The sequence below is a fragment of the Caulobacter sp. GW821-FHT10A06 genome (assembly GCF_059415805.1).
Genome location: NZ_JBWKNY010000001.1, coordinates 421,501 through 440,451 on the forward strand (window position 1 = coordinate 421,501; position 18,951 = coordinate 440,451).

Genomic DNA, 18,951 nt, shown 5'->3' on the forward strand with positions numbered 1-18,951 from the left:
TCGTGGGCGTCAGTCGGGGTCCTCGAGGATCCCGCTTTGAAAGGGAAGTCGCCCATGAAGAAGCTGATCATCGCCGCGGCCCTGATCGCCGCCGCCACGCCGGTCCTGGCCCAGACGGCCAAGACCTTCACCGGTCACGAGCTGGCCAAGTCCGCCAAGGTCTCGATGCACGACGCCGAAACCATCGCCCTGAAGGCCCGTCCGGGCGTGATCAAGGATCGCGAACTGGAAAAGGAGAAGGGCGGCAGCGGCCTGCGCTATACGTTCGATCTCGTCGGCAAGGACGGCAAGAAATACGAAGTCGGTGTCGACGCCGCCGATGGCAAGGTCCTCGAGAACGGTCTCGACAACGACAAGGACTAGGCGGTCTCCGGGAGCACGATGACGGCATGAAGATTTTGCTGGTCGAGGACGACAAGGAGGCCGCCGCCTATCTGCGGCGCGCCTTGTCGGAAGCGGGTCACACCATGGACCACGCGGCCAATGGCCGTGAGGGGCTGATGCTGGCCGCCGGCGAACCCTATGACGTCATCGTGCTGGATCGCATGCTGCCTCAGCTGGACGGCCTGGCCATCCTGCGCACCATCCGCTCGGCCGGGGTCAAGACGCCGGTCCTGCTGCTGACGGCGCTGGGCGGCATCGACGATCGGGTCGAAGGCCTGGAGGCGGGCGGCGATGACTACCTGGTCAAGCCGTTCGCCTTCGCCGAGTTCCTGGCCCGGGTGAACGCCCTGGCGCGCCGACCGCCCCCTCAGGAAATGGTCTCGGCTCTGCAGGTGGCCGACCTGCGTCTGGATTTGCTCAAGCGCGCGGTCACCCGCGCCGGCCAGCGCATCGACCTGCAGCCACGCGAGTTCCAGCTGCTGGAATATCTGATGCGCAACGCCGGACGGGTCGTGACCCGGACCATGCTGCTGGAAAGCATCTGGGAGTTCCACTTCGACCCCAAGACCAACATCGTCGAAACCCACATGAGCCGGCTGCGCGGCAAGGTCGACCGGGGTCATGCCCAGGAGCTGATCCACACGGTGCGCGGCGCCGGCTACTGCCTGCGCGAGCCTGACTAGGTGCTGCGCTCGACCAGCCTGCGCCTGGCGGTTCTCTACACCCTGGGCTTCGCGCTCTCGGTGGTGCTGCTGGGCGCGCTGACCCTCTACAGCACGCGCGCGGCCCTGTCGGACCAGTTCGACGCGCGTATCCGGTCTGAATCCGCCGCCTTGGCCCAGGAGTTCGCTACCGAGGGGCTGGATGGCGTCGTCCAGGCGGTGCGCGAGCGCGATCGCACGCCGGGCGCACTGGACTACGGCCTGATCGGGCCGGATGGCCGGTCGCTGGCCGGCCGCTTTTCGAGCACTGCGGCCAAGCCGGGCTGGGCGACCCTGGCCGCGCCCCAGCGCGACGGGGAGATCGAGCCCATCCGCGTACTCACCACGGTGCTGCCGGACGGCTACCGTCTGATCGTGGGTGACGATGAGGAGCGTATCGAGGCCCTCGACACCGTCGTCCTTCGCGGTTTCGCCGGCGCCTTGGCTGGCGTGGTCATCATCGGCGTGGCTGGGGGACTGGCCTTCAGCCGCGACGTTCACCGGCGGCTCTCCGCCATCTCGGGCACGGCCGAGGCGATCATCGATGGGGATTTGAACCGGCGCGTGCCCGCGCGCGGCTCTACCGACGACATCGATCGGCTGGCCCATACCTTCAACCGCATGCTGGATCGGATCGGCGCCCTCATGGAGAGCCTGCGCCAGGTCTCCAACGATGTGGCCCACGATCTACGCACGCCGCTGACGCGGCTGCGGCAGCGCCTGGAGGCGGCCCAGAGTTCGCCGGGCGAACAGGCCGAGGCCATCGATGGGGCGCTGGGTGATCTCGACTCCATCCTGGAGACCTTCGCGGCCCTGTTGCGGATCGCCCAGATCGAGGGCGGCGCGCGACGGGCGGGGTTCCGGCAGGTGCGCTTGCGCACGCTGGCCGCTACGGTGGTCGACGCCTTCGCGCCCTCAGCCGAGGAGGCGGGCCAGTCCCTGTGGCTGGAGGCCGGCGAGGATCCGGCGATCGAAGGCGACGCCGAGCTTCTGACCCAGATGCTGGTCAACCTGATCGAGAACGCGCTGCGCCATACGGGCGAGGGGGCGCAGGTCCGGGTCGGGATCGGCCTAAGCGATCGCGCGCCGGTCCTGTGGGTCGTCGACAACGGACCCGGCGTCCCGGCCGGCGAGCACGCGCGCCTGTTCGACCGCTTCTACCGCCTCGAGCGCAGCCGCTCGGATCCGGGCAACGGCCTGGGCTTGGCGTTGGTCGCCGCCGTCGCCAAGCTGCACGAGGCCACTGTGCGCCTGAGTGACGCCGAGCCTGGTCTGCGGGCCGAGGTCGTCTTCCCGCGCTGACTTGTCGCGGCAAGATTGGGAATTCGCAATCTTGCAGCCATGCGACCGTCAAGCGGCGCAGTCTAAGCCAAAAGGATCGAGGAGATCCGGATGAGCACCTCTCTTAAGCCGCTCGCCATGGCCATTGTCGTCGCGGGCCTGTGCTTGTCGGCCTGCGTGGCCTATGCGCCCGCGCCCGTGCGGCTGGAGGCCTATCCGGATCACCGCGCGGCGGCGCGTCTGTCCGCGCCGGCCGACGGCCATGCCTGGACGGGGGCCGAGCTGCTGGCCGAGGCGCTACGCAACAATCCGTCCGTCGCGGAAGCGGCGGCCAAGTACCGGACGGCCCGCGCGGCGGCCAAGGTCTCGCACGTGCCGCCGCCGGCCAGCCTGACCCTGACGGCCGAGTTCGCCAAGTCCGAGCCCAAGCAATGGCTGTACGGCGCCGTTTCGGACATCCCACTGGACATTGGCGGCCGACGCAAGGAACGGATCAGCGCCGCCGATCTGGCGGCCCTGCAGGCGCTCTACGATTACGGCGAGGCGGTCTGGACCATCCGCACGGCGCTGGCCAAGGCGCGGACCGAACGGGCTTTCGCCGATGAGGAAATCACCCAGGCCCGCGCGATCGAAGCCATCCGCCAAGCTCGCGCCGATCGCCTGGACCAGCGTGTCGCCGCCGGCGAGGACGACCGCAGCCTGGCCTTGATCGCCCGGGGCGAACTCGAGACGGCTCGTCGTCGGGTGACCGACGCCCAGGGCCGCCGCGCCGCCGCCGACGCGGCGTTGGCTGGAGCGTTGGGCGTTCAGGCCTCTGCCGTGCGGGACCTGCGCCTCGCGTCGGCGACTACGCCGCCGGCCAACCTCGATGTCCCGGCCGCCGCACGAACCGCCGCCCTGACACGGCGCGACGTCCTGCGGGCGGTGGTCGACTACGACCTGGCCGAAAGCGCCCTGCGGCTGGAAATCGCCAAGCAATATCCGGAGGTCCGCATCGGGCCCGGCTACACCTATGATCACGGTGTCGCCAAGCTGCCGTTCAACCTGGCCCTGACCCTGCCGCCGCAGGACCTCAACCGCGCGGCCATCGCCCAGGCCGAGGCCAAGCGCGCCGAGGCCGGACGCTCGCTCGAAGCCGTCCAGGCCGCCGCGCTCTCGGCCATCGACGCCGCCGAAGCGGTCCTGGACGCGACGCGGACCACGACGGCCCAGGTTCAGGGGCGCGACATTCCCAACGCCGACGCCCTCGCGGCGACGACCGCCCGCAGCCTGAGGGCCGGCGCCGCCGATCGTGTCGACGATCTGGGCGCACGGGCCCTGGCGCTGGAGACGCGGCTCAACCTGCTCGACGCCCGCAAGGCGCAGGCCTTGGCCGGGATCGATCTGGAGGACGCCCTGCGCGCGCCCTTCGATCCGGCCGAACTCAACTTGCTCGAAACCACGTCCCGCACCCTAGGAGACGGACAATGAAGTCTGGCGCGAAAACCAGCGCCCTCGCGGCCCTGATGGCGGTCGCCTTCGCCGGCCACGCCTTCGCGGGCGTCGAACTGGACGCGGCGACCCAGAAGCGCCTGGGTGTGACCACCGCCCCTCTGGCGGCGGCGCGTTATGCCGGCACGATCAACGGCTTTGCCCGCGTGCTGGACCCCGTGCCGCTGGCGACCCTGGACAGCGACCTGCTGGCCGCCCAGGCCGCCGCCCGGGCCTCGGCAGCCGAGGCCGCTCGGACCAAGGCGCTGGCGGCCGCCGACGCCACTATTTCGCTCAAGACCGCCCAAGCCGCCCAAGCGGTGGCCAGCGCCGACGCCGCCAAGCTGGCCCTGCTGCGCCGTCGGATCGGACTGGAGTGGGGCTCGGCCTTTGTGTCTGACGGACCCCGAGCCCGGTTGCTGGCCGATCTGGCGGCCGGTCGCGCGGCCCTGGTGCGGATCGACGCGCCGGCCGGCGCGGCCAACGCTCGCGGCGTCCAGCTGGAGCTCAGTGGTGGCGAGCGGCCCGTCGTGACCCTGCTGGGTTCGGCGCGGACGGCCGACACCCGCCTGCAGTCGGGTGGGCTGATCGGCGTGGTGCGCGGTCCGGCGGCCGGCCGGCTGGCGGCGGGTCTTACCGCACCGGCCGTGCTCAGCGGACCAGTGGGAACGACCGGCATTCTCGCGCCGCGATCAGCGGTGATGCGCGCCCAAGGCAAGGTCTTCATCTACGTCCGCCAGGACCCGACCCATTTCGAGCGCCGCGTCCTGAGCGGCGTCGTCCCGCAGGCGGATGGCCTGTTCGCCACAGGCGGCGCGAAGCCGGGCGAGCCGGTGGCAGTGTCCGGCGCGGCCGCGATCTTCGCGGCCGAGAACGCCCCCAAGGGCGGAGACTGATCCATGCTCAGCGCCATTGTCCGCTGGTGCCTGGAAAGGCCCCGCCTCGTCGCGCTCGGCGCGATCCTGCTGCTGATCTATGGCGGCGTGGTCCTGTCCCACGCCAAGTTCGACGTCTTTCCAGAGTTCGTCCCGGCCCAGGCCGAGATCTCGACCGAGGCGCCGGGCCTGACCGCCCAGCAGGTCGAGCAGCTGGTGACCCGGCCGGTCGAGCAGGCCGTCAACGGCGCCTCGGGCGTCCAGACCGTGCGCTCGGACTCCCAGCAGGGCCTGTCGTCGGTCAGCGTCGTCTTCAAGGAGGGCTCCGATCCCTACCGCGCCCGCCAGGTGGTGGCCGAGGCGCTGGGCGAAGTGGCTGGGACCTTGCCGGCGGGTGTCGCCCCGCCCAAGGTCGCGCCGCTGACCTCCTCGACCATGGACCTGCTGAAGATCGGCTTCACCTCCGAGCGCCTGTCGCCGATGGAGCTGCGCGATCTCGTTCAGTGGACCGTTCGGCCGCGTGTCCTGGCGGCGGCCGGCGTGGCGCGCGCCACCGTCTATGGCGGCGAAGTCCGTCGCTTCGAGGTCCGCGCCCGGCCTGACGATCTGGCCGCCCGCGACCTGTCACTGGCGGACCTCGTCACCGCCGTGAAGGCGGCGACCGGCGTCAGCGGCGGGGGCTTCATCGACACGCCCGAGCAGCGGATCCTGATCGACGCCCGTGGTCAGGCGCTCACGCCCGCCGACATCGGCGCCGCGCCGATCCCGAGTTCAGTGGGTGGCGCGCCTGTTCGCGTCAGCGATGTCGCCGACGTGGTCGACGCTGCCGCGCCCGACGTCGGCGAGGCCGTGATCATGGGCAAGCCCGGCGTGCTGATCAGCTTGTCCAGCCAGTATGGGGCCAACACCCTGGACGCGACCCACGCCGTCGAGGCGGCGATGGCGGAGTTGAAGCCGGCCCTCGACAGCCAGGGCGTCAAGGTGTTCGCCGACCTGCACCGGCCGGCCAATTTCATCACCGCCGCGCTGGGCGGGATCACCGAGGACCTGGTGATCGGCGCGGTGCTGATCGCGCTCGTTTTGCTGCTGTTCATGCGCAATCTGCGCGCGGTCCTGGTCTCGTTCATCTCGATCCCGCTGTCGCTGCTGACGGCGGTGATCGTACTGGACGCTCTGGGCTGGACGATCAACACCATGACCCTGGGCGGCCTCGCCGTGGCGCTGGGCGTGGTGGTCGACGACGCGGTCATCGATGTCGAGAACATCGTCCGTCGCCTGCGCGAGCGCGGCGATCGGGCGGCGGTCGAGGTCGTGCTCGGCGCCTCGCTGGAGGTGCGCGCGCCGGTCATCTACGCCACCGTCGTGGTCGCCCTGGTCCTTGCCCCGGTCCTGATGCTGGGCGGCCTGCAAGGCGCGTTCTTCTCGCCCCTGGCCGCCGCCTTCATCCTGGCGACGGCCGCTTCCCTGGCCGTGGCCGTGGTGGTGACCCCACCGCTGGCCCTGCTGTTGCTGGGCAACGCCCATGTGCCTGAGGAGCCCCGGGCGCTGGAACGCGCCAAGGTCTGGCACGAGGGCGTCCTGACCCGCGCCAGCGGCCGTCCGGGCCTGGCCGTCATCGGCGTGATCGCCGCCGCAGCGGTCACCGGCGCTGGCTTCCTGCTGTTCAATTCCGAACTGCTGCCCAACTTCCGCGAAGGCCACTTCGTGCTCGGCGTCGCCGGTCCGCCGGGGACCTCGCTGGGCGTCATGCGCAAGTACGGGCAGGGGATCACCCACGACCTCCTGGCCGTCGACGGCATCCAGAGCGTCGAGCAGCAGATCGGCCGCGCGTCCGGCGGCGAAGACGCCTTCGGGACGGAGCGCAGCGAATTCCACGTCGAGCTGAAGCCCAAGCTGTCGGGCAAGGACCAGGACCGCATCCAGGAAGAGATCCACAAGGTCCTCGACAGCTATCCGGGCCTGGAGACCGAGGTGCTGACCTTCCTCGGCGACCGCATCGGCGAGTCCCTGTCGGGCGAGACCGCGTCGCTGGCCGTCGGCATCTATGGGGCCGACCTCGACACGCTGGACAAGACGGCCGCCGGCATCGCCGCGGTGATGGAGAAGGTCTCCGGCGCGACCGATGTGAAGATCCAGATTCCGCCGAGCACGCCGGTCGTCCGCGTCGACCTGAACCTGCCGGCCCTGGCCCGCTACGGCCTGGCCCCGGCCGAGGTGCTGGATGCGATCCAGACGGCCTATCAGGGCGCGGTGGCGGCCCAGGTCTATCAGGAGAGCCGGGCCCTCGACATCGCCGTGACCACGCCGCCGGAGGTTCGCCAGGACCCCGAGGCCGTCGGCGACCTGCTGATCCGCGCCCAGGGCGGCCAGGTCGTAGCGCTGAAGGACATCGCCAAGGTCTATCTGACCGACGGCCGGACCAGCATCGCCCACGAAGGCGGCCGGCCGCGCCAGGTGGTGACGGCCAACCCGACGCCCAAGGACGCCCAGAAGGTGACCAAGGCCGTGCAGGACGCCATCGCCGAGTCGGTCAAGTTGCCGCCCGGCGTCTATCTGGACTACAGCGGCACGGCCGAGGGGGCGGCGAGCGCCGGGCGGCAGCTGCTGTTCAATGTCGCGATCGCCCTGATCGGCGTGGTGGCGGTGCTGCTGATCACTTTCCGCAGCGGCCGCTCTGTCGGCCTGATCCTGGCGTCGGCGCCGTTCGCCCTGGTCGGCGGCGTCGCGGCCGTGGCCCTGACCGGCGCCAGCCTGTCGCTGGGTTCGCTGGTCGGCTTCGTGACCCTGTTCGGCGTGGCGGCCCGCAACGCCATCTTGCTGGTGTCGCACCTGGACCACCTGGTGCTGGTCGAGGGCGAGGCCTGGTCGCTGGCCGCCATCGCGCGAGCGACGCGGGAGCGGGTAACGCCGATCCTGATGACCGCCCTGGTGACGGCGTTGGGCGTGCTGCCGCTGGCCATCCAGACGGGGCAGGCCGGCCGAGAAATCCAGGGGCCGATGGCCATCGTCATCCTCGGGGGCCTGGTCACCTCGACCATCGCCAGCCTCGTGGTCCTGCCCAGCCTGATCTGGCGCTTTGGACGGCCTCCTGTGTCCGGCGCTCCCGCATGAAACCGGTCGGCGCCCAGCTTGCCCGCGTCGTCCTGATCGTCGCCCTGCTCAATCTCGTCTATTTCGGTGTGGAGTTCGCGATCGCCGTCCGCATCGAGTCCGCCTCGCTGCTGGCGGACGCCGTGGACTTCCTCGAGGACGCTACCGTCAACCTGCTGATCCTGGTCGGACTGGGCTGGACCGCCGCGAACAGAGCCAGTCTTGGCCGGGTATTGGCGTTGTTGCTGCTCGCGCCCGCCCTGGCGTTCCTCTGGACCCTCTGGCGCAAACTACAGGCGCCGGTGGTTCCCGCGCCGGATCTGCTCTCGCTGACCGGGTTGGGGGCTCTGATCGTCAACCTTAGCTGCGCCTTCCTCCTGGCGCGCTACAGGGACCATGAGGGCAGCCTGACCAAGGCCGCCTTCCTGTCGGCGCGCAACGACGCCATCGCCAATGTCGGGATCATCCTGGCGGCGGGCCTCACCGTCGTGACGCGATCCATTTGGCCCGATCTCCTGGTCGGCTGCGCCATCGCCTGCATGAACATCGACGCCGCACGGGAAGTCCTGGCGGCCGCTCGGGGCGAGAGCGACGCCGAGGCCTAGAAGGCGCTATTGGGCGCGGCGTGAAGATACGGTCCGTAGAGGCGTTGGGCCTTGCCGAAAGCGTGAGGGCCCAACGCCACCGCGACGATCGCCACGGCGGCGATGAAGGCCACACCATCGCGCGTGGGGCGCGTGTCCGGCCTGGCGCCGGCGGCGAAAGCGATGGCCAGGCTCGCCAGCGCGCCGCCCAGCGCCATGCCAGCGACGACGTCCGAGGGCCAGTGCGCGCCGACATAGACCCGGGAGACGGCCGTCACGAGGACGGCGGCGCAGGCCAGCAGCCAGGCCAGGGGCCGCCAGCGGCGGGCGAGACCGCGCGACGCCATCCAGGCGAGAGTCAGGTAGAGAGCCGCGGCCGAGGTCGCATGGCCGCTGGGGAAGCTGTAGGCCTGGGCGCCGGAATAGAGCGTGGAAGGGCGCGCGACATGGAATGCGGTCTTGAAAGCCGGGGTGATCAGCGCTGAACCGGCCATGACGAATACCAAGGCGAGCGCCCACCGCCACCGTCGCCGCCAAAGCAGATAGAGCGTGGCCAGGGCGGTGATCGCGGTGCGCTGGCTGCCATCGCCCAGCGCGGAGGCCATCATCATGAGGTTGTCGAGCCAGGGCGCGCGCAGGCCCCGGAGCTGGCCGGCGAGCGCTGCATCGGTCCGGACGATGGGTCCTTGACTAACGACGTCCGCGCCCAGCTTGAGCACGTAGAGCACGAGCAGGACGCTGAGACCGACGGCGATCAGGCGCCAATGGACGAGCACGCGGTCGGCGATGGCGCCAAGCGCTGTCTGGGGAGGCGTGGAGGGCTGAGGCATCGGATCTTCCGCGCGCGGGGCGGATCCGCGAGCGCGGCAGAATGCGATCTCTAACCTTGGCGGTAGGTGGCCGGAACTATACAAAACCCCAAGGTTTTAGGTAGGCGTAGAGTCGCGCGCTTCTGAGCAATTGGAAGTCGAAGTCGGATCCTATCTGCCGAATGGGCCGAAGATGCTGCCGGCGGCTTTGTATTGAGTCAACTGTCGGCAACATTGAGATATCTCAATCTTCCGGCCTTTCGCTCCGGTCGTCTGAAATTCGCTTGTAGAACAACGTCGTCCCTCGCTGATGCGAAAGTGTAGTCGTTCGGACATCAAGTCTTCACACGCCAAGCCGTCCCCGGCCGACTAATCCGCCGCCGAACCCGACCGGAGCGCTCCCTTTCGCTTCGATCGTCAGTGAACGGGGGATAAAACCGATGACGAAGTTCTCGAAGGCGCGCCTGGAGGTCCTGGCCTCGGCGTCGATGCTGGCCCTGGCGCTGTGCGCGGGCCTGGCCAACGTGGCCCATGCGGCCGACGGTCCGGCGGCTGAGCAGGAAAAGGAAGTCGACGCGGTCGTCGTCACCGCGCTCAAGGGCCACGCGGCCAATGTCGCGCCGGTCTCGGCCTCGCTGACGGCGACCGAACCGCAGGCGGTGATCACCCGCAAGTTCATCGAGGAAAGCGCCCCGCGCGTCGGCGACTACACGACCACGGCGATCCTGGCGCCCTCAATGGCCACCATTCCCAATTCCAACGGCTCGGGCGCGACCGACGGGGCCAAGATCACCCTGCGCGGCTTCCAGGACGGCGAGTTCAACGTCACCTATGACGGCATCGCCTGGGGCGACACCAACGGTCCCAGCCACCACTCCAACTCGTTCTTCCCGTCCTCGACCATCGGCGGCGTCGTCATCGACCGCGGCCCAGGCCAGGCGACGGACCTGGGCCAGGCCAATTTCGGCGGCTCGGTGAACCTGTTCTCGCTGCCGTTCGAGGACAAGCTGTCGGCCCGTCAGACTCTGACGCTGGGCAGCTTCGGCACGAAACAGGCCGTGACCACCCTGGCCACCGGTCCGATCGCCAAGCTGAACGGGGTCAACGCCACCCTGAACTTCATGGAATACAAGACCGACGGCTACCTGACCAACAGCGCCAGCGATGGCTACAACCAGTTCCTGAAGGTCGGCGCGCCGCTGGGCGAGAAGTGGAACCTGACGGCCCTCTACACCCACAACTACAACACCTACTACCAGGGCGACGCCAGCGGCAACGCCACGGTCGCCCAGACCGAGCTCTACGGGAAGCGGTTCGCGCTGAGCGACGACCCGACCCTGCAGACCTACAAGGGCTACAACTACACCAAGAAGGAAACTGAGTTCGGCTATGTCCGCCTGGAGGGCGAGCTGGCCGAGGGCCTGCATGTCCAGAACACGGCCTACGAATACTGGTATTCGAACAAGACCCTGTCGGCCAACGACAACGGCGCGGACGCCTCGATCGGCGCCACGGCGCTGGCGGCGGCCAACAAGGTGATCCTGACGCCGGCCGCGGCCTATCCGGCCGGCGGCGCGGGCTACGCCTCGGGTCTGAAGGTCAACGGCCTGCCGGGCTACCTCAAGCGCAACAAGTACCGCGTGCGCGGCGATATCCTGAAGTTCACCAAGGACTTCGACGCGGGTGTTCTCACGGTCGGCGGGGAGTACGAACTGGCCAAGACTGGCCGCTCGCGCCTCGACATCGACCTGATCACCAAGGCGCCGGACTATCGCGAGAAGGCCGCCGTGGTCGCCGGCGACAGCGCCTGCGGTGACTGGGCCAAGCAGAGCGCGCCGGGCAAGGCGTGGGACGGCGCCTGCCAGGTCCCGCTCAACATCGCCTACAACGAATATTCCGGCTGGCATCAGTACCAGCCCTTCGCCCAGTTCGAGTGGAAGCCGAACGACCGGCTGACCGTGACGCCGGGCGTCAAGTACGTGCACTTCAAGCTCTATGTCCGCGCGCCCGCCGTGGCCGTGAAGGGCTCGATCCAGCCGGCCGATGTGTCGGGGACCTTCACCAAGACCCTGCCGTTCCTGACGGCCAACTACCGCGTGGCGTCGAACTGGTCCGTCTACGGACAATATGCCCAGGGCTTCCTGGTCCCCAGCATCAGCATCTTCTACGTCAACAATCCCGGCTCCAACAAAGTCGTGCCGCAGGAGTCGACCAACTACCAGATCGGCACGGTCTACAACGCCGGCAATCTGACCCTGGACGCCGACGCCTACTACATCGACTTCAAGCACAAGATCCAAACCCAGACCGAGCTGACCACCGGCGAGACCTTCCAGACCAACTTCGGCGGCGCGACCTACAAGGGCGTCGAGCTGCAGGCGACCTATGTGCTGCCCTACGGCTTCAGCGTCTTCGCCAACGGCACGGTCAACCAGGCCACCGGCAAGGACGACCCGCTGAACCCCGGCTACAACGGCCACCAGCTGGCCAAGGTCCCGCGCGGCACGGCGGCGCTAGGCGTCCGGTCGGAGCGTCACGACGTCCTGGCCCAGGGCGACAACCTGATCGTCACGCTGAACGACAAGCTGATCGGACCGCAACTGGCCACCGCTGCTTCGGGAACCACGCCGCCGACAGGCCTTGTGAAGTCGTTCAACCAGGCCGACCTCTCGGCCACCTATCACCTGGGTCACTACAGCTTGCAGGCCCAGGTGCTGAACCTGTTCGACACCAACGACATCACCTCGTTCAAGGGCAAGGCCCTGCTGGCCGGCACGAACCTGCCGGCCGAGACGGTCGCCCAGGGCGGGGCGGCCAATGTGTTCACCTATCAAGTCGGCCGCAGCTACCAGATCACCCTCAAGGCCGCGTTCTGACGCGCGCCCTGGACAAGGAATTCCCCATGCTCCGTCATCTCCTGATCAGCGCGGCGATCATCGCCGCGCCCCTGCCGGCGATCGCCCAGACCGCGCCCGCCAAGCCCGAGAAGGTTCTGCAGCTGCTGGTTCCGGCCGATGTCGATCCGGCCCGCCTGCTGCCGCCGCCGCCTGCCGAAGGCTCGGCCGCCGAGAAGGCCGACCTGGCCGAGATCCGCCGTATCATCGCCGAGGCCTCGCCCGAGCGTCGCGCCCAGGCCAAGTGGGACGACGACCACGAGGATCCCTCGATGTTCGTCCCGACCTTGGGCGAGCGCTTCGATGTCGCCAAGCTGCCCGCCACTCGCGAGGTCCTGGCCATCGTCCAGAACGACGCCTCGATCGCGGCCGGCGGCGCCAAGAAGCTCTTCCTGCGCAAGCGGCCCTGGGCGGTCGACGCCTCGATCCAGAGCTGCGATCCGGGCGACAAGCCGCTGACCTCCTATCCCAGCGGCCACTCGACCCTGGGCTATTCGCTGGCCATGACCCTGGCGGTGCTGATCCCGGAAAAGGCCCAGGTGCTGATGGCGCGGGGCCAGGACTACGCCTACAGCCGCGTGGTCTGCGGTTCGCATTACGTCACCGACACCCGCGCCAGCCAGGCCTTGGCGGCCGCCTTCGTCGCCACGCTGCTGAAAGACCCGGCCTTCCAGGCCAAGCTCTCGGCCGCGCACGCCGAGCTCAAGGGCGCGGGCCTGGCCCAGTAAGAAAATCGATGTGGCCGGCGCCGAGCGGCGGCGTCGGTCACCGTCTCCGACACTGTACGAGGACTACCGCATGAAGATCGTTTCTCTCGCCCTGGCCGCCGGCCTGGCGCTTGTCGGCGCCGCCGACGCAGCTGCGCCGCCGCTGAAGATCACCCAGCGCATCGCCGGGCCTGACGGCCCGTGGGACTACGCCAATTTCGATCCGGCCCATCACCGGCTCTATGTCGCGCATGGCGCGATGATCACGGCCATCGACGTCGACACCGGCAAGGTGACGCCCAGCCTGCTGCCGGCCCAGAAGGCGCACATCGCCTTGCCGCTGCCGGGCGGCGACGAGATCCTGATCACCAACGGCGCAAGCAACACCGCGGTCCTGGCCAACGCCATGACCGGCGCGGTGCGGGCCACCATTCCCACCGGCACGAGCCCTGACGCGGCCCTGATCGAGCCGACGACCGGCCTGGCCCTGGTCATGAACGGCCACGGCGGCGACATCACCCTGATCGACCTGAAGGCCGGTCAAGCGGTCGGCGCGATCCCGGTCGGCGGCACGTTGGAATACGGCGCGGCCGACGGAGCGGGCCGGGTGTTCGTCAATATCGAGGACACCGGCGAGATCGTCGTCATCGACATGGCCGCGCGCAAGGTCAGCGCCCGCTGGAAGCTGGACGGCTGCGAAGAACCCAGCGGCCTGGCCTATGCGGCGTCCTCGAAGGTGCTGATCTCGGCCTGCGCCAACGGCGTGGCCAAGGCCGTCTCGGCCGTCGACGGCAAGATCGTTTCGACCCTGAAGATCGGTCCCAAGCCCGACGCGGCCTTCTTCGATCCCGCGCGCAAGCTGGCCTACATCCCCAGCGGCGGCGACGGCACGCTGTCGGTGATCGCGGTGCGCAGCGCCACCGACGTGGCGGTGGTCGGCAGGATCACGACTCAGCCGGGTTCGAAGACCGGTACGATCGATCCGACGACTGGCAAGGTCTACCTGCCGTCGGCCAAGTACGACGCGCCCGCCAAGCCCGGCGGCAAGCCGGCTCAGCAACCCGGGACCTTCGCGGTCTTGGTCCTGGACCGCTAGGCGTCCGGCTCCGTCGTCGGCGGAAAGACAAGATCGACCACAAGGCCCGGCCCGGCGTCGCCCAGCACTACGCGGGCGCCGCTGCGCCGGGCGATGGCCGCGACGATCGACAGGCCCAGGCCCGAGCCCTTGGTGGTGCGGCTGGCCTCCAGGCGCACGAAGGGCTTGAGGGCCGCCTCGCGGGCCTCGGCCGGCACGCCCGGGCCGTCGTCGGCGATCCGCAGGCGCGATCCGCTGTCGCCCGTCGAGGTCTCCAGCCTGATGCGCGCCCCGACCGGCGTATGGCGCAGGGCATTCTCCAGCAGGTTGGCGCAGACCTGGGCGATCAGCGCCGGGTCGGCCGCCGCCGGGGCCGCGACGCAGGCCACGTCCAGGCGCCGGCCACTGGCCTCGATGTCCGGACGGAAGGCCTCGGCGACATGGGAAGCCGCGCTGGCCAGGTCCATGATCGCGTCCGGCCGGTCCTGGCGGCTGATCTCCGAGAGCTGCAGCAGGGCGTCGAAGGTGCGTAGGATCTCGCCGACGTCGTCGTCCAGCCGGGCCACCGCCAGGGCCTGCGGTGAGGTCGGGTCCAGCGTGCCGCGCAGGCGCTCGATCTTATGCCGTAGCCTGGTCAGCGGCGTGCGCATGTCGTGGGCGATGTCGGTGGTCACCTGGCGTAGCTGGTCGATCAGCGCGCCGATGCGATCGAGCATGCCGTTGAAGGCCAGGGCGAGCTCATCGAGGTCGTCGGGCGTGCGGCTCGGTCGGACCGGCGTCCGGACATCGAGGCGTCCGGCCGAGACCAGGCGCGCCGACCGCGCCACCTGGGCGATGCGCCGCCAGGCCTGGATGTTGAAGGCGAACGAGGCGCCCAGGCAGAAGATCGCGCCCAACGCGCCGCACAGGAACAACACCTGGTTCACGGCCCGCATTTGGCCGGCCGCGATCGCAAGGTCCTGGCCGACCGACAGCCGCGAGCCATCGGCCAGGCGCTCGGTAAAGATCAGGAACCGGTGCCGGCTGGCGTCGGTGCGCGATGGCACGCCGGCCAGCTCGGTCCAGCCCATGGCGCTGGGCTCGGGCAGGCGGCCGGCCTCCAGGGTCCCGTCGGCCCGGACCAGGCGGTAGTCGAAGCCGCGCCACAGCCTCGTGCGCTTGGCGACCGTGTAAGGCAGATGTGGCCGGCCCTTCTGCACAACCTCGTCGCGCAGGGAGGCGATCTCGCCCTTCACGTGCTCGCGCATGATGTCGCGGTCGAGCCGGCTGATGGCCGCCTGGGCGAGATAGCCCGCCAGGGCGAAGGCCAGGATGACGATGACGACCTGGATCAGCGCCAGGCGCATGCCGGTGTTGCGGCTCAGCCGAGCCAGCCCGCGCGGCGTTTCGGCCAGGGTCTCGGTGTCGGCGGGGCCCATCATGCCGCCGGCGGCCGGACGACGTAGCCTTCGCCGCGCACCGTGGCGATCAGCGACGGCGATCCGGCCGGATCGACCTTGGCGCGCAGGCGGCTGAGGTGGGTCTCGACGATGTTGGTACGGGGGTCAAAGTGAAAACCCCAGACCTTCTCGAGCAGCATGGCGCGGGTGACGACCTGGCCTGCGTTCAGCATCAGATATTCGAGCAGCTTGTACTCGAGGGGCAGCAAGGCGATGGGCTGGCCGTCGCGCGTGGCTGCGCGTTCCAGGCGGTCCAGGGTCAGGTCCGCGCAATGGAGCAGGGTGCGTTCGCGCAGCGGCGCTGGCGAGCGGCGGGCGAGGGCGGCGACGCGGGCGTTGAGCTCAGCGAACGAGAACGGCTTGACCAGATAGTCATCGCCGCCGGCGTGCAGGCCATCGACGCGATCGTTCACCGCGCCCATCGAGGTGACGAAGAGGATCGGCGTCTGGACACCAGAGGCCCTGAGCCTGCCGACGACGGAGAGCCCGTCGAGGCCGGGGATCATCCGGTCGACGATCAGCACGTCGAAAGCGCCGGTCAGCGCCATTTCCAGGCCGGCAAGGCCATCATTGGCCAGTTTCGCCAGACAGCCCGCCGCGGTGAGCGCCTCGCACATGTGCTCGGCCGTCTCGCGTTCGTCCTCGATCACAAGGACGCGGATCGGCTCGGGCGCGCGGGCGGCGGAAACGGCGGGTTCAGTCATGGCGGGGCGCATTTCTCGAAGACCATCGGCGCTTTGCGTGACGCGCGCGCGACCGTGGCCGAAGGTCAGGGGACGGGACGCGGATACTTCAGTCGGCCCCAGCGGGCCCGCACCTCAGGATCGTCGGCGATCGCTTCGAGCAGGCGCAACGACTCTTCCTCGCCGCGCACCGTCTCGCGCGTCGGCGGCGCGGCGTCCGGGCGCGGGGCCAGCTGCAGCTGGTAGACCACGAGCGACCCATGCCGGAAGGCCGCCTCCAGCGCCGACAGATAGTATTCCCACATCCGGCAGAAATGTTCGTCGAACAGCGCTGCGGTTTCCTCGCGGCGGGCCATGAAGGCTTCGCGCCAGGCCCGCAAGGTGCGGGCAGGGTGGTCACGCTGCTGTTCGACGTCGGTGATGGTCAGGCCGGCGCGCTCGGCCGATCGCGCGATGGCCGACAGCGAAGACGCATGGCCGCGCGGCCAGACATGCTTGGCCATCCAGGGGTCGTAGGGGCCGCCTCCACCTGCGTGGCAAGTGGTGTGAAGCAGCATAAGGCCGTCGGGCGCCAATCGCTTCCGGCAGGCCCGGAAGAAGGCCGTCTCGCCGCCCAGACCCGGATGCTGGAAAGAGGCCACCGAGACGATCCGGTCGAAGACTCCCTCGGCGCTGTGGCAGTCGGCCAGCCGGAAACCGACCCGGTCGGAGAGGCTTTCGGTGCGGGCCCGCACGGTCGCGCGGGCCAGCTGTCTGTAAGAGAGGGTCACGCCCAGTACGCTGGCCGCGCCGGCGACCTTGGCGAGGTAGATGGCGAGGCCGCCCCATCCGGAGCCGATATCCAGCACCCGATGGCGCGGCTCGATCATCAGCTTGGCGGCGATGTGGCGATCTTGCGCTCGCTGGGCGTCCGCCAGCGACTGGCCCGGCGTATCGAAATAGGCGCTGGAAAAGCGCCAGTCCGAGCCCAAGAAGTGACCGTAGAAGGCGTCGCCGATCTGATCGTGGCGGGCGGCCTCGCTTTGCGCGGCCGCATGATCGCTCATCCTGCGCCAGGCCGTGAGACCAGCTCGCAGGCGGCCGAGTACGCCAGCGATCGGCGACGAGGAGGCCCGGCCGTCGACGCGTATCCGGCAGAGGAGGTCGTAGACCGAGCCCTTCACCATCACCAGGCGCCCGGCCGTGAAGAGCTCGCCGATCTGTAGGCTGGGGTTACGCAGCAGCGCCCAAGCCGCCGTCTCGTCCGTCAAGCGCACGACCACGGGTCCGTCGGTCGGAGGGCCGACCCGGACCGTTTGGCTGGATGCAAGTTCAATATGCAGCGGGCCGTGCGTAACGAGCGGCGTCAACGCCCGGCGCAGCAAGGTGGCGGCCAAGGTCATCGGGTCCCCGTGTCTGGTTCGCTCGGGATCGACGCCATGGACGGGCGAGCGCCTCACCGTTTCTCGGACTCCGGCTCAACGCTGTCGCGGGCGACCAGGTGGACCACGAGGTCGTGGCCATCGACCTTGCAGCCCGCGCTTACGAGTGCGCCGATCAAGCGTTCGATGGCTTCGGGGTTTTCGATGGTGATGGCGGTTTGAGCGCCGCCTCCGCGAACTTCGAGTTTCGTGGCGAAGGGAGCGGCATAGCGGATGGCGCGGCCATTCTCGGCGATAATTAACACCCGGGAAGCGACCAGACCGCGGATCAGGACATAGACGTGCGAGCGGCTCACATTCAGACCAAGGTCCCTGGCCCGAGCCCAGACCTCGCTGACCGAAAGGGGTGAGTCCGTCTCGTCAAATATCCTCGCCAGCCGTTCGTGATCCCGGATGAGGACGACGCGTTGAGCTTGGCAGCTCTCGTCGATCGTCAGGCGCAGGCGCGGCGGCGCATCGCCGGGGGCGGCGGGGGACGAGGAGAAAACCGCTGTATATCGCTGGCGCAGGGCTCGGTCGCGGGCGTTCAGCTGGTCGACTGGAGGCGGATGAGCCATGGGAAGGTTCGATAAGCGGCCGGGGAGGGCGTTCGAACCCTTCCACTAGACCTCCCACGGACGATGTCGACGACCCGCTGACAATATTGGGAAATTGTATAGGCGCGGAAATCTTCCGGTCTGCTAAGCCGGTGTCGGAGCACTTCATGGACACCTTTACCTTCGTCTGTCTCAGTGAAAAGCAGGTGGCCACGGCCGTGGATGTCCAGGTCCTTCCGGACGGCGAATATCGTCGCCACGCCCTGCAGCTGATGCACGAGCACGCCAGCGCCGTGGCGGTCGAGGTCTGGTCGGGCGATGAGGTGATCGCGACAGTCGACCGCAACGGTCCCTGGCCTAGAGCCGCCCAGGCTGAAGGTGATTTGGCCCCCTGAGGCGGGGATCGAGGCGGGACGCTCAGGCTCGCAAGGTCAGGAGCAGGACGCCGGCCCCGACCAGCAAGACGCCCAGCCAGTTCGTCGGCGACAGCTTTTCGCCCAGGAACGCCACGCCAAACACCGCGACCAGGATGACGCTGAGCTTGTCGACCGGCGCCACCCGCGCGGCGTCGCCCAGCTTCAGGGCCTTGAAGTAGCAGAGCCACGAGGCGCCGGTGGCCAGGCCTGACAGGATCAGGAAGAGCCAGCTCTTGGCGCCAACCGTATCGAGCGGCTGCCATTGCCGCGTGCCGGTCAAGAACGCTCCGAGCGCCAGCAAGATGACGACCGTACGGATGAAGGTCGCCAGGTCGGAATTGACCTGGCTGACGCCCAGCTTGGCGAAGATCGCGGTGAGGGCGGCGAAGCTCGCCGAGCCGAGCGCCCAGCCGATCCAGTTGGTGGTCGTTCCCATGCCAAGTTCTCCGACAAGCCAAACGGCAGGCTAGACGCCGGGTTCGCGACGGCGCCAGAGCTGAAGGCAAACATTGGGAAATCCCAATGTTCATTGGGAATTATCAATGTTAGTTGCGAATGCTTCGCATTGATGTGTCGGGATTGTGTA

At 69.0% G+C, this 18,951-nt stretch carries 17 protein-coding genes; 11 read left to right on the forward strand and 6 right to left on the reverse strand.

Annotated features, from left to right (window positions below; all coding sequences use genetic code 11):
• Positions 1 to 54: 54 nt before the first annotated feature.
• The 7 genes from AC07NF_RS01930 (at position 55) to AC07NF_RS01960 (ending at position 8,406) form a co-directional block, all read left to right on the forward strand.
• Positions 55 to 363: a PepSY domain-containing protein gene (locus AC07NF_RS01930; protein WP_494631639.1), complete on the forward strand. Its 309-nt coding sequence runs from the start codon at positions 55 to 57 to the stop codon at positions 361 to 363.
• Between the two features lie 26 nt (positions 364 to 389).
• Positions 390 to 1,067 (forward strand): winged helix-turn-helix domain-containing protein, encoded by a 678-nt coding sequence (locus AC07NF_RS01935; protein ID WP_494631638.1) that lies wholly within the window; start codon positions 390 to 392, stop codon positions 1,065 to 1,067.
• The gene (locus tag AC07NF_RS01940) at positions 1,068 to 2,387 is read left to right on the forward strand and encodes a sensor histidine kinase (protein ID WP_494631637.1); all 1,320 of its coding nucleotides are present in this window, start codon (positions 1,068 to 1,070) and stop codon (positions 2,385 to 2,387) included.
• A 90-nt stretch (positions 2,388 to 2,477) separates the two neighbouring features.
• On the forward strand, positions 2,478 to 3,836 hold the full coding sequence (locus AC07NF_RS01945; RefSeq protein WP_494631636.1) for a TolC family protein: 1,359 nt from the start codon (positions 2,478 to 2,480) through the stop codon (positions 3,834 to 3,836).
• Positions 3,833 to 4,732 carry a hypothetical protein gene (locus AC07NF_RS01950; protein ID WP_494631635.1) on the forward strand — a complete coding sequence of 300 codons (900 nt, stop codon included), beginning with the start codon at positions 3,833 to 3,835 and terminating at the stop codon, positions 4,730 to 4,732. Before AC07NF_RS01945 ends, AC07NF_RS01950 begins: the two co-directional genes overlap by 4 nt.
• A 3-nt stretch (positions 4,733 to 4,735) precedes the next feature.
• A complete protein-coding gene (locus AC07NF_RS01955) occupies positions 4,736 to 7,822 on the forward strand; it encodes an efflux RND transporter permease subunit (protein ID WP_494631634.1) in 3,087 nt (1,028 codons plus the stop codon).
• A complete protein-coding gene (locus tag AC07NF_RS01960; protein ID WP_494631633.1) occupies positions 7,819 to 8,406 on the forward strand; it encodes a cation efflux transmembrane domain-containing protein in 588 nt (195 codons plus the stop codon). Before AC07NF_RS01955 ends, AC07NF_RS01960 begins: the two co-directional genes overlap by 4 nt.
• Here AC07NF_RS01960 and AC07NF_RS01965 read toward each other — a convergent pair.
• Positions 8,403 to 9,215, reverse strand: coding sequence for a phosphatase PAP2 family protein (locus AC07NF_RS01965; protein WP_494631632.1), 813 nt, complete (start codon positions 9,213 to 9,215; stop codon positions 8,403 to 8,405). The genes AC07NF_RS01960 and AC07NF_RS01965 overlap by 4 nt on opposite strands.
• A gap of 419 nt (positions 9,216 to 9,634) precedes the next feature.
• Here AC07NF_RS01965 and AC07NF_RS01970 point away from each other — a divergent pair, with 419 nt between their 5' ends.
• From AC07NF_RS01970 to AC07NF_RS01980, 3 genes are all read left to right on the forward strand, one after another.
• Positions 9,635 to 12,070 (forward strand): TonB-dependent receptor, encoded by a 2,436-nt coding sequence (locus AC07NF_RS01970; RefSeq protein WP_494631631.1) that lies wholly within the window; start codon positions 9,635 to 9,637, stop codon positions 12,068 to 12,070.
• 26 nt (positions 12,071 to 12,096) lie between these two features.
• Positions 12,097 to 12,816 carry a phosphatase PAP2 family protein gene (locus tag AC07NF_RS01975; RefSeq protein WP_494631630.1) on the forward strand — a complete coding sequence of 240 codons (720 nt, stop codon included), beginning with the start codon at positions 12,097 to 12,099 and terminating at the stop codon, positions 12,814 to 12,816.
• Positions 12,817 to 12,886: 70 nt separating this feature from the next.
• Positions 12,887 to 13,891 carry a YncE family protein gene (locus AC07NF_RS01980; RefSeq protein ID WP_494631629.1) on the forward strand — a complete coding sequence of 335 codons (1,005 nt, stop codon included), beginning with the start codon at positions 12,887 to 12,889 and terminating at the stop codon, positions 13,889 to 13,891.
• Here AC07NF_RS01980 and AC07NF_RS01985 read toward each other — a convergent pair.
• From AC07NF_RS01985 to AC07NF_RS02000, 4 genes are all read right to left on the reverse strand, one after another.
• On the reverse strand, positions 13,888 to 15,291 hold the full coding sequence (locus tag AC07NF_RS01985; RefSeq protein WP_494631628.1) for a sensor histidine kinase: 1,404 nt from the start codon (positions 15,289 to 15,291) through the stop codon (positions 13,888 to 13,890). The two genes, AC07NF_RS01980 and AC07NF_RS01985, sit on opposite strands and share 4 nt — an antisense overlap.
• Positions 15,288 to 16,013 carry a winged helix-turn-helix domain-containing protein gene (locus tag AC07NF_RS01990; RefSeq protein ID WP_494631626.1) on the reverse strand — a complete coding sequence of 242 codons (726 nt, stop codon included), beginning with the start codon at positions 16,011 to 16,013 and terminating at the stop codon, positions 15,288 to 15,290. Before AC07NF_RS01990 ends, AC07NF_RS01985 begins: the two co-directional genes overlap by 4 nt.
• Positions 16,014 to 16,078: 65 nt before the next feature.
• The gene (locus AC07NF_RS01995) at positions 16,079 to 17,248 is read right to left on the reverse strand and encodes a class I SAM-dependent methyltransferase (protein WP_494631624.1); all 1,170 of its coding nucleotides are present in this window, start codon (positions 17,246 to 17,248) and stop codon (positions 16,079 to 16,081) included.
• Positions 17,249 to 17,427: 179 nt separating this feature from the next.
• Positions 17,428 to 17,970 carry a hypothetical protein gene (locus tag AC07NF_RS02000; protein ID WP_494631622.1) on the reverse strand — a complete coding sequence of 181 codons (543 nt, stop codon included), beginning with the start codon at positions 17,968 to 17,970 and terminating at the stop codon, positions 17,428 to 17,430.
• 146 nt (positions 17,971 to 18,116) lie between these two features.
• Here AC07NF_RS02000 and AC07NF_RS02005 point away from each other — a divergent pair, with 146 nt between their 5' ends.
• Positions 18,117 to 18,344 (forward strand): hypothetical protein, encoded by a 228-nt coding sequence (locus AC07NF_RS02005; protein WP_492811293.1) that lies wholly within the window; start codon positions 18,117 to 18,119, stop codon positions 18,342 to 18,344.
• Between the two features lie 22 nt (positions 18,345 to 18,366).
• On the opposite strand, the gene AC07NF_RS02010 is transcribed toward AC07NF_RS02005, so the two are convergent.
• The gene (locus AC07NF_RS02010; protein ID WP_494631619.1) at positions 18,367 to 18,801 is read right to left on the reverse strand and encodes an EamA family transporter; all 435 of its coding nucleotides are present in this window, start codon (positions 18,799 to 18,801) and stop codon (positions 18,367 to 18,369) included.
• Positions 18,802 to 18,951 lie beyond the last annotated feature (150 nt).

Bases quoted from the DNA above. Each gene is read 5' to 3' on its own strand.
- AC07NF_RS01930 (WP_494631639.1), top strand. From the start codon at position 55: ATGAAGAAGCTGATCATCGCCGCGGCCCTGATCGCCGCCGCCACGCCG.
- AC07NF_RS01935 (WP_494631638.1), top strand. From the start codon at position 390: ATGAAGATTTTGCTGGTCGAGGACGACAAGGAGGCCGCCGCCTATCTG.
- AC07NF_RS01945 (WP_494631636.1), top strand. From the start codon at position 2,478: ATGAGCACCTCTCTTAAGCCGCTCGCCATGGCCATTGTCGTCGCGGGC.
- AC07NF_RS01950 (WP_494631635.1), top strand. From the start codon at position 3,833: ATGAAGTCTGGCGCGAAAACCAGCGCCCTCGCGGCCCTGATGGCGGTC.
- AC07NF_RS01955 (WP_494631634.1), top strand. From the start codon at position 4,736: ATGCTCAGCGCCATTGTCCGCTGGTGCCTGGAAAGGCCCCGCCTCGTC.
- AC07NF_RS01960 (WP_494631633.1), top strand. From the start codon at position 7,819: ATGAAACCGGTCGGCGCCCAGCTTGCCCGCGTCGTCCTGATCGTCGCC.
- AC07NF_RS01965 (WP_494631632.1), bottom strand. From the start codon at position 9,215: ATGCCTCAGCCCTCCACGCCTCCCCAGACAGCGCTTGGCGCCATCGCC.
- AC07NF_RS01970 (WP_494631631.1), top strand. From the start codon at position 9,635: ATGACGAAGTTCTCGAAGGCGCGCCTGGAGGTCCTGGCCTCGGCGTCG.
- AC07NF_RS01975 (WP_494631630.1), top strand. From the start codon at position 12,097: ATGCTCCGTCATCTCCTGATCAGCGCGGCGATCATCGCCGCGCCCCTG.
- AC07NF_RS01980 (WP_494631629.1), top strand. From the start codon at position 12,887: ATGAAGATCGTTTCTCTCGCCCTGGCCGCCGGCCTGGCGCTTGTCGGC.
- AC07NF_RS01985 (WP_494631628.1), bottom strand. From the start codon at position 15,291: ATGATGGGCCCCGCCGACACCGAGACCCTGGCCGAAACGCCGCGCGGG.
- AC07NF_RS01990 (WP_494631626.1), bottom strand. From the start codon at position 16,013: ATGACTGAACCCGCCGTTTCCGCCGCCCGCGCGCCCGAGCCGATCCGC.
- AC07NF_RS02000 (WP_494631622.1), bottom strand. From the start codon at position 17,970: ATGGCTCATCCGCCTCCAGTCGACCAGCTGAACGCCCGCGACCGAGCC.
- AC07NF_RS02005 (WP_492811293.1), top strand. From the start codon at position 18,117: ATGGACACCTTTACCTTCGTCTGTCTCAGTGAAAAGCAGGTGGCCACG.
- AC07NF_RS02010 (WP_494631619.1), bottom strand. From the start codon at position 18,801: ATGGGAACGACCACCAACTGGATCGGCTGGGCGCTCGGCTCGGCGAGC.